Below are 7,093 nucleotides of genomic sequence, written 5' to 3'. Positions count from 1 at the left end.
CCCCCAGCCTCCCCCACGCTCGGCTTCGCTCGCGCGGGGGGACCCCCGTCGCGCCCGCTCTGCGTGCCCTCGACGACGCCCTGCTGCGTGCCGTGGACGTCTTCGACCGCGCCGAAGGCGACGAGCAGCGGCTGTTCGCCCGGCGGCGCGGCGCAAGGGCAGCCGTCCGGGCCGCGTTCGGCACCGGCGGGCGGGAGTACGGGCTGCGCGTCGCCCTGTGTTTCGGGGCGGGTGCCGCCGTCGCCCAGGCCCTGCACCACACCCGCTGGTACGGCCAGCATCAGCACTGGTATTGGCTGCCCGCCACCGCCGTCTTCCTCGTCAAGCCCGACCTGGGGCCGCTCGCCTCCCGTGTGCTGGCCCGTGCGGCCGGAACCGTCCTGGGCGCCCTGGTGTTCGCCGTCTTCGCCGCGCTGCTGCCGCGGCCGGAGGGGCTGATCGTGCTGGTGGCGGTGTGCGGGGCGCTCGTCCCGGTCTCCACCCGCAACTTCGCCGCCCTCACCACCGTGTGCACCGTTCTGGTCCTCGCCCTGGTCATGGTCGGCGGCGAGGCGCAGGCATCCGTCAGCCGGATCGGGGAGACGCTGCTGGCCTGCGCGATCGCGCTGATCGTGGGACACCTGCCGATGCCGGGGAAGCGGGGCGGCGGGGTACGGGCCAGGCTGGCCGCGGCCGGGGACGCCGCGCACGCCTACCTGGTGCACGTCCTGGGTGAGTCCGGCGACCGCGCCGAACGCTGGGTGCTGCGCCGAGAGGCGTACCGCACCCTGGCCGAGGCCCGCACCGCGATCGCGCTCGCCGCCGCCGAACTGCCCGCCCTCGCCCGGCACACGGAGGGCACGGACGGTGTCGCGGCCGTCCTCGAAGACCTCGTCGACACCACCACCGCCTGCGCCGTCCACCTCGACGACACCGGCCGCCTCACCCCACGTCACGCCAGGCAACTGGAAGAGCTGCTGGACGAGTTGGAGCGGCGCAGGGAGCGGGTGGGGCTGCCCGCCGCCGAGCAGCCGCCCAAGAGCCGGCGCACGGCTGCCGCGTAGACCCCACGTGGGCGGCGGCCGGCCCCGGCGGGGCTCCCGGACGCGGCTCGGGGGAGTGCGTGCCAATGCCCTCTCCGGCGGCGTCCGAAAAAATCCCGGACGGGACGCCGTACTCCGATGAGTTCCGCCCGCGCCGACGGTCACCACTGCGCACCGGCCGTCGGACAGGAGGACCCATGTCACTTCCGGAGATCGTCACGCGTGAGCAGTGGCGCGTGGCGCGCGAGGAGTTGCTGCGCAAGGAGGAGACGGTCAGGCGGGCGCGGGACCTGCTGAGCGCCGAACGGCGGCGGCTGCCCATGGTCGAGGTCGACCCGGAGTACGTCTTCGAGGGCGGCGACGGCAAGGCCACCCTCCTCGACCTCTTCGAGGGACGCACCCAGCTCGTCGTCCACCACTTCATGTTCGCGCCCGAGTGGGAGACGGGCTGCCCGTGTTGCGCGGCCTTCCTCGACCAGGTCGGCCATCTGGCTCATCTGCGCGCCCGCGACACGTCGTTCGCGGCCGTCTCCCGCGCCCCCTTCACCCGGATCCTGCCGTTCAAGGCACGGATGGGCTGGGCGGTGCCCTGGTACTCCTCCTTCGACAGCGACTTCAACCGTGACTTCGAGGCCACCGTGGAGCGTGCCGGGGAACCGGCCGAGCGGCCGGGCCTCAGTTGCTTCCTGCGGGACCGCGACCAGGTCTTCCACACCTACTCGGTCCACGACGACGGACTCGACGGGCTCGGCGCCACCGCCGGTCTGCTCGACCTCACGGCACTCGGCCGCGAGCCGCGCAGCGCCGAGCCGATCCGGTACCACGACGAGTACGACGACTGAGTCGCCTCCTACGGCCCAGGCGTGAGACGCGTGTGACGCCTGAGACGTACGGTCGCGAAACGGTCGCTGAACGTATGGTTCGTGTCCCAAGGTGAACGGATTCTCACCGTCCGCGCTGAGAGGGTGTCAATACTGTCTCAGTAAGGTCACCGGGCGAGCCGTTTCCCCTCTTCAGAGCGTTAACTCCTTCAAGTACAACGCTTCTGGAGGTGCGAGATGGTGAACGGGCGAACAGTGCTCGAGCGCTTTTCCGCAGGGGGACCGCGCGGCTCGTGGCCCGCGGAGGAGTTCGCGCACGCGCGGCGTCTCGAAGGCCTGCCCGCCGAGGTCGTCATGGACCTCGCCACGGACACGTTCCTCGTCATCGTGCGCGGCGGCGACGGCATCGAGTGAGACCGCACCCGATCGGGCCGCAGCGACAGGGGCCCGATCGGCGGCTGGCCCGCAGCCCGATCGGGGAGGATGCGGACGCGGAGGCTACCGGCTCCGTGCCGATTTCAGGCCGAGATGCCCCGGGACCAGTCCGGAGTCGTCCCCGTCACCCGGCACAGAGCCAGGTAGAGGGGGATCGGCGGCGTGTAGGGGACGGTGCCCTCGGGGCGGTGGATGAGCCGGGCCGTGGCGGGCAGCGGAGCCCCGGGAGCGTACTGGGCGGGGGCGGGCCACGGCAGGGCGTAGTCGGAGTCCGACGGAACGATCCACCACCATCGCGCGCCGTCCGTGTACACACAGCCCACCCGCGGCAGCCGGGGTACGACCAGCGGTCCGAGACGGTCGGGTACCGCCACGGCGTCGCAGCCGAGCGGCGATGTCATGCCCTCGGGAACCGGCAGGCGGCGCGCCGGGGCCGGCGTGTGCTGCCGGCGGCCGAGGCGCACCAGGGTGTCCAGGCCGAGCGGCCGGCCGGAGTCGGCGACGCCGTTCACGGCTGCCCCCGGGTGGGGTGCCGCCGCTGCGGTGCCACGTGCCGGGCCTCGGCCGGCTCCTCCTCGCCCGGGCCGGGCGGCGGGCCGTCCGGCTTGGGGCGGGCGCCCCAGCCCAGGTCGTTGCGTGGCTCTGCCGCGTCACGGGTCGCGTCGTTCCGGCGGGCCAGCTCGGCCCAGACCAGCAGCCCCGACCCGTGCTCCTGGGCCCCCCAGGCCCGGCACAGCGCGTCGACTAGAAGCAACCCCCTCCCGTGCTCCTCGTCGGGTCGCTGCGGGGACGGGTGGGGCTCACCGGGCGCACAGCCCTCGTCACGTACGGCCATGCGCACCGTGTCGTCGTGGTCGTGCAGCTCGCACACCACCCGACTGCTCGCGGTGTGCACGATCGCATTGGTGACCAGTTCGGATATGACCAGCGCCGCGGTGTCACAGGTGTCCGCGCATACCGACCAGCCGGTCAGCCGGGCACGCGTCAGACGTCTCGCCTGCGCGGGGGAACCCGGATGTGCGGCCAGCTCGAAGCGGAACCGGCGCTCGGCAGCGCCCCCACCTGGGGCTGCTCCCGTTGCGGTACCGAGACCGGAACGGTCTGCGGCAGCGTCTGTTCCTAAGGGCGCGGACGGAATCACGCTTGCCACTATCTCCCCGGCGTGAACACTTGGCAAGTGTCACTCTGAAAAATGCAGAGTGCGGTGTGACTCGGTCATGGACCGTGGCACACTGCTCGCAACAGCACCTCGAGCGGCGCCAATTGAGACCCCGACGGTCCCACCGGACAGTCGAAAGAGTCTTCGAACGGCGCCGCAGGGCTGTGCGGATTCTTTCTGCCGAAGCGGACGGCTGTGTCGGAGGTGAGAGCGTGAGCGAACCGCGGTCCGCGCCGACCGTGGGCCAGGTGGTCCTCGGCCGGCGCCTGCTGGACCTGCGGGAACGCGCCGGGCTCAAGCGCGAGGAGGCCGCCCAGGTCCTCCGCGTCGCCCCCGCCACCATCCGCCGGATGGAGATGGCCGAGGTCGCCCTCAAGATCCCGTACCTCCAACTCCTGCTGAAGGCCTACGGAGTGACCGAGGGCGAGGCCGACGTCTTCGTCCAACTGGCCGAAGAGGCCAACCGGCCCGGCTGGTGGCAGCGGTTCCACGACATCCTGCCGGGCTGGTTCTCCATGTACGTCAGCCTGGAGGGCGCGGCCGCCCTCATCCGCTCCTACGAACCGCACTTCGCCCCCGGCCTCCTCCAGACCGAGGACTACGCCCGCGGCGTGCTCAAGTCCGGCGCCATCGGCCAGACCAGCCCCGACGAGATCGAACGCCACGTCGCACTGCGCATGCAGCGACAGGCGCTGCTCACCCGTTCCGACGCCCCCCGCTTCTGGGCCGTGATGGACGAGACCGCCCTGCGCCGCCAGGTCGGCGGACCGGAAGTGATGCGCGCGCAGATCGACAAGTTGCTCGAGGCCACGACCCTGCCCAACGTGACGCTCCAGGTGGCCCCGTTCGCGAACGGACCGCACCCGGGCACCTACGGGCCCTTCGTACTGTTCCGATTCGCCATGTCGGAACTCCCGGACATGGTCTACAGCGAGTACCTCACCGGCGCGGTCTACCTGGACGCGCGCTCCGAGGTGGCGACCCACCTGGAGGTCATGGACCGTATGGCGGCGCAGGCCGCCACGGCGCAACGCACGAAGGAGATCCTCCAGGATCTCCGCAAGGAGCTGTGAATGGATCGCATCAAGCCGCGCAGTCACGTCTACAACGGCATGCCCGCGCGGGAGCTGGGCAGCGAGGGCTGGCACAAGCCCTGGAGCGGCGGCAACGGCGGAAACTGCCTGGAGGCGATGAAACTCGCCGACGGCCGGATCGCCGTACGCCAGTCGACCGACCCGGACGGGCCGGCGCTCATCTACACCACCGACGAGATGACCGCCTTCATCGAGGGCGCCAAAGCGGGGGTGGCCGACTTCCTCCTCTCCTGAACCACCGATGATTATCGCTGCTCGCTCAACTTCATCTTGCTGAAGACTTGAACTTGATCGTTGGATGCGTCAGACGCCCAGGGAGAGTGCCACATGACAGGGCAGGACCCGACCACCGTCGGGATCGACACCAGCAGACCGCACCCCGCCCGCATGTACGACTGGTACCTCGGCGGCAAGGACAACTACCCCGTCGACGAGGAGATGGGCCGGCAGATGCTGGCCCTCGAGCCCCGGGTCCCGGTCATGGCCAGGGTCAACCGCGCCTTCATGCACCGCGCCACCCGCTGGCTCGCCCACCAGGGCGTACGCCAGTTCCTGGACATCGGCACCGGCATACCCACCGAACCCAACCTGCACCAGGTCGCCCAGAGCGTCGCACCCGAGACCCGCGTGGTCTACTGCGACAACGACCCCGTCGTACTGGCCCACGCGGCAGCCCTGCTGCGCAGCACACCCGAAGGCGCCACCGAATACCTTCAGGCCGACGTCCGCGACCCGGCCGCGATCGTCGCCGGCGCCCGGAAGATCCTGGACTTCGACCGCCCGGTCGCCCTCTCCCTCGTCGCCCTGCTGCACTTCGTCTCCGACACCGACGGCGCCCACGACCTCGTCGGCCGCCTGCTGTCCGCACTGCCCTCCGGCAGCTACCTCACGATGACCCACGCCACCGCCGACTTCACCCCCGAGGACTCGGCGGCCGCCACCGCGAAACTCAAAGCGGCCGGCGTCACCCTCGCCCTGCGCTCCCGCGACGAGTTCAGCCGCTTCTTCGACGGACTCGAACTGGTCGACCCCGGCGTCCAGATCGTCCACCAGTGGCACCCCGAACTCGGCGAACCCGTACCCGGACAGGACGACGGCGTGATCCCCGGATACGCGGCGGTGGCCCGCAAGCCGTAACCCGAACGGCGCGGTCCGGTCCGCACCGGTCGTTCCGGCATGTCGGCATGTCGGCAGGGTCCGGGCCGATTGTTCAGGCACGTGGGACCGTCAGGTCGGCACGGTCCGGGCCGGTTGTTCAGGCACGTGGGCCCGTCGGGTCGGCAAGGTCCGCACCGGTCGTTCCGGCCCGTCGGCACGCCCGTGCGCCGGAACGTTCCGCCCGGAGGACCGGTCCGGTCTCCCCGGAACGAACCCCGGACCCTCACCCCGGCGGCAGCACCTCGCACAGCGCCTCGAGCGCCGCCCCATAAGCGTGCTCCGGCGGGGTGGCGTACCCGATCACCACACCGTCGGGCGCGACCATCCCGGTCTCCGGATGCCGGAACGCGGCCAACCCGTCCAGGGCCACCCCCTGCCACGCGGCCGCCTTCACCACCGACCGCTCGGTCCCCGGCGGCAGCCTGAGCACCGCGTGCAGCCCGGCCGCCACACCGGTCACCTCGACATGCGGCGCACGCTCGGCCAGCATCGCCACCAGACGGTCCCGCCGGCTCCGGTAACGCTGCCGCATACGCCGCACATGACGGTCGTACGACCCCGAGACCAAGAAGTCCGCCAGCGCCAACTGGTCCGGCACACTCGCCCACGCCTCCCGCTCCCCCTTCGCCGCGAGCACAGGCCCGACCAACCCCCCGGGCAGCACCATCCAGCCCAGCCGCAGCGCCGGCGACAGACTCTTGCTGACCGAACCGACATGGACCACCCGCTCCGGATCCAGCCCCTGAAGCGCACCGACGGGCCTGCGGTCGTACCGGAACTCGCCGTCGTAGTCGTCCTCCACCACCACCGCACCACGCGCGCGTGCCCACTCGATCACCCCCGCCCGCCGCTCAGGATGCAACGGACCCCCGGTCGGGAACTGATGCGCCGGCGTGAGCAGCACAGCCCGCTGCCGGCCCAGCTCCTCCACCCGCGCCCCGAACTCGTCCAGCGCCAGCGGCACGCTCCGCACCCCCGCCGCCGCCAGCAACTCCCGATGGAAACCCAGCCCGTAAGCCTCCACCGCCAGCGGACCGCGCAGCACACCCCCGCCACCCTGACCGAACAGCAACCGCAACGCGTGCGCGAAGCCGGAACAGACCACGATCCGGTCCGGCTCGGCGCGCACCCCACGCGCTCGTGCCAGATACTCCGCCAACGCCTCCCGCAACTCCCGGCGCCCCGCGGGATCCCCCGGCCCGAACGCCTCACTCGGCGCCGCCTGCAACGCCCGCCGGTAGGACGCCGACCAAGCCGCCCGCGGGAACGCCGACGCGTCCGGCGTCCCCTGCCGCAGATCGTGCCGCGGCCCACGCGCGCGTACCCCAACCGTGCGAGGAGCCCGCTCTCCTCCGGCGCCGGGCGACCGCTCCACCCCACCCCGCCGCCCGGAGACCGCGGAAG

The 7,093-nt window shown here is 71.9% G+C and carries 9 protein-coding genes; 6 read left to right on the top strand and 3 right to left on the bottom strand.

Going from position 1 to position 7,093, the window contains the following annotated elements:
• The 3 genes from V7E45_RS37285 to V7E45_RS37275 all read left to right on the top strand — a co-directional run.
• On the top strand, nt 1-1,043 hold a 1,043-nt coding region (locus tag V7E45_RS37285), incomplete at its 5' end, for an FUSC family protein (RefSeq protein ID WP_333778720.1).
• 176 nt (nt 1,044-1,219) lie between these two features.
• Nucleotides 1,220-1,864, top strand: a complete 645-nt coding sequence (locus tag V7E45_RS37280) for a DUF899 domain-containing protein (RefSeq protein WP_333778718.1) — start codon at nt 1,220-1,222, stop codon at nt 1,862-1,864.
• A 219-nt stretch (nt 1,865-2,083) separates the two neighbouring features.
• Complete coding sequence (locus tag V7E45_RS37275; RefSeq protein WP_333778721.1) at nt 2,084-2,257, top strand: hypothetical protein; 174 nt, start codon at nt 2,084-2,086, stop codon at nt 2,255-2,257.
• Nucleotides 2,258-2,361: 104 nt separating this feature from the next.
• On the opposite strand, the gene V7E45_RS37270 is transcribed toward V7E45_RS37275, so the two are convergent.
• Nucleotides 2,362-2,790 carry a hypothetical protein gene (locus tag V7E45_RS37270; RefSeq protein ID WP_333778717.1) on the bottom strand — a complete coding sequence of 143 codons (429 nt, stop codon included), beginning with the start codon at nt 2,788-2,790 and terminating at the stop codon, nt 2,362-2,364.
• Nucleotides 2,787-3,428, bottom strand: coding sequence for an ATP-binding protein (locus V7E45_RS37265; RefSeq protein WP_333778716.1), 642 nt, complete (start codon nt 3,426-3,428; stop codon nt 2,787-2,789). The genes V7E45_RS37270 and V7E45_RS37265 overlap by 4 nt, the downstream gene beginning before the upstream one ends.
• 221 nt (nt 3,429-3,649) lie before the next feature.
• Here V7E45_RS37265 and V7E45_RS37260 point away from each other — a divergent pair, with 221 nt between their 5' ends.
• From V7E45_RS37260 to V7E45_RS37250, 3 genes are all read left to right on the top strand, one after another.
• Entirely contained in the window at nt 3,650-4,510 is an 861-nt protein-coding gene (locus tag V7E45_RS37260) for a helix-turn-helix domain-containing protein (protein WP_333778715.1), read from the top strand.
• On the top strand, nt 4,511-4,765 hold the full coding sequence (locus V7E45_RS37255) for a DUF397 domain-containing protein (protein ID WP_133922222.1): 255 nt from the start codon (nt 4,511-4,513) through the stop codon (nt 4,763-4,765).
• A gap of 93 nt (nt 4,766-4,858) precedes the next feature.
• On the top strand, nt 4,859-5,668 hold the full coding sequence (locus V7E45_RS37250; RefSeq protein ID WP_333778714.1) for an SAM-dependent methyltransferase: 810 nt from the start codon (nt 4,859-4,861) through the stop codon (nt 5,666-5,668).
• 244 nt (nt 5,669-5,912) lie between these two features.
• On the opposite strand, the gene V7E45_RS37245 is transcribed toward V7E45_RS37250, so the two are convergent.
• A partial coding sequence (locus V7E45_RS37245) for an aminotransferase-like domain-containing protein (protein WP_443056339.1) occupies nt 5,913-7,093 on the bottom strand: 1,181 nt, incomplete at its 5' end.

It is taken from the genome of Streptomyces sp. IBSBF 3136 (assembly GCF_036815105.1).
Lineage (GTDB): Bacteria > Actinomycetota > Actinomycetes > Streptomycetales > Streptomycetaceae > Streptomyces.
Note: the sequence above shows the minus strand (reverse complement) of the source record. Positions and strands in the feature narration are given on the sequence as shown.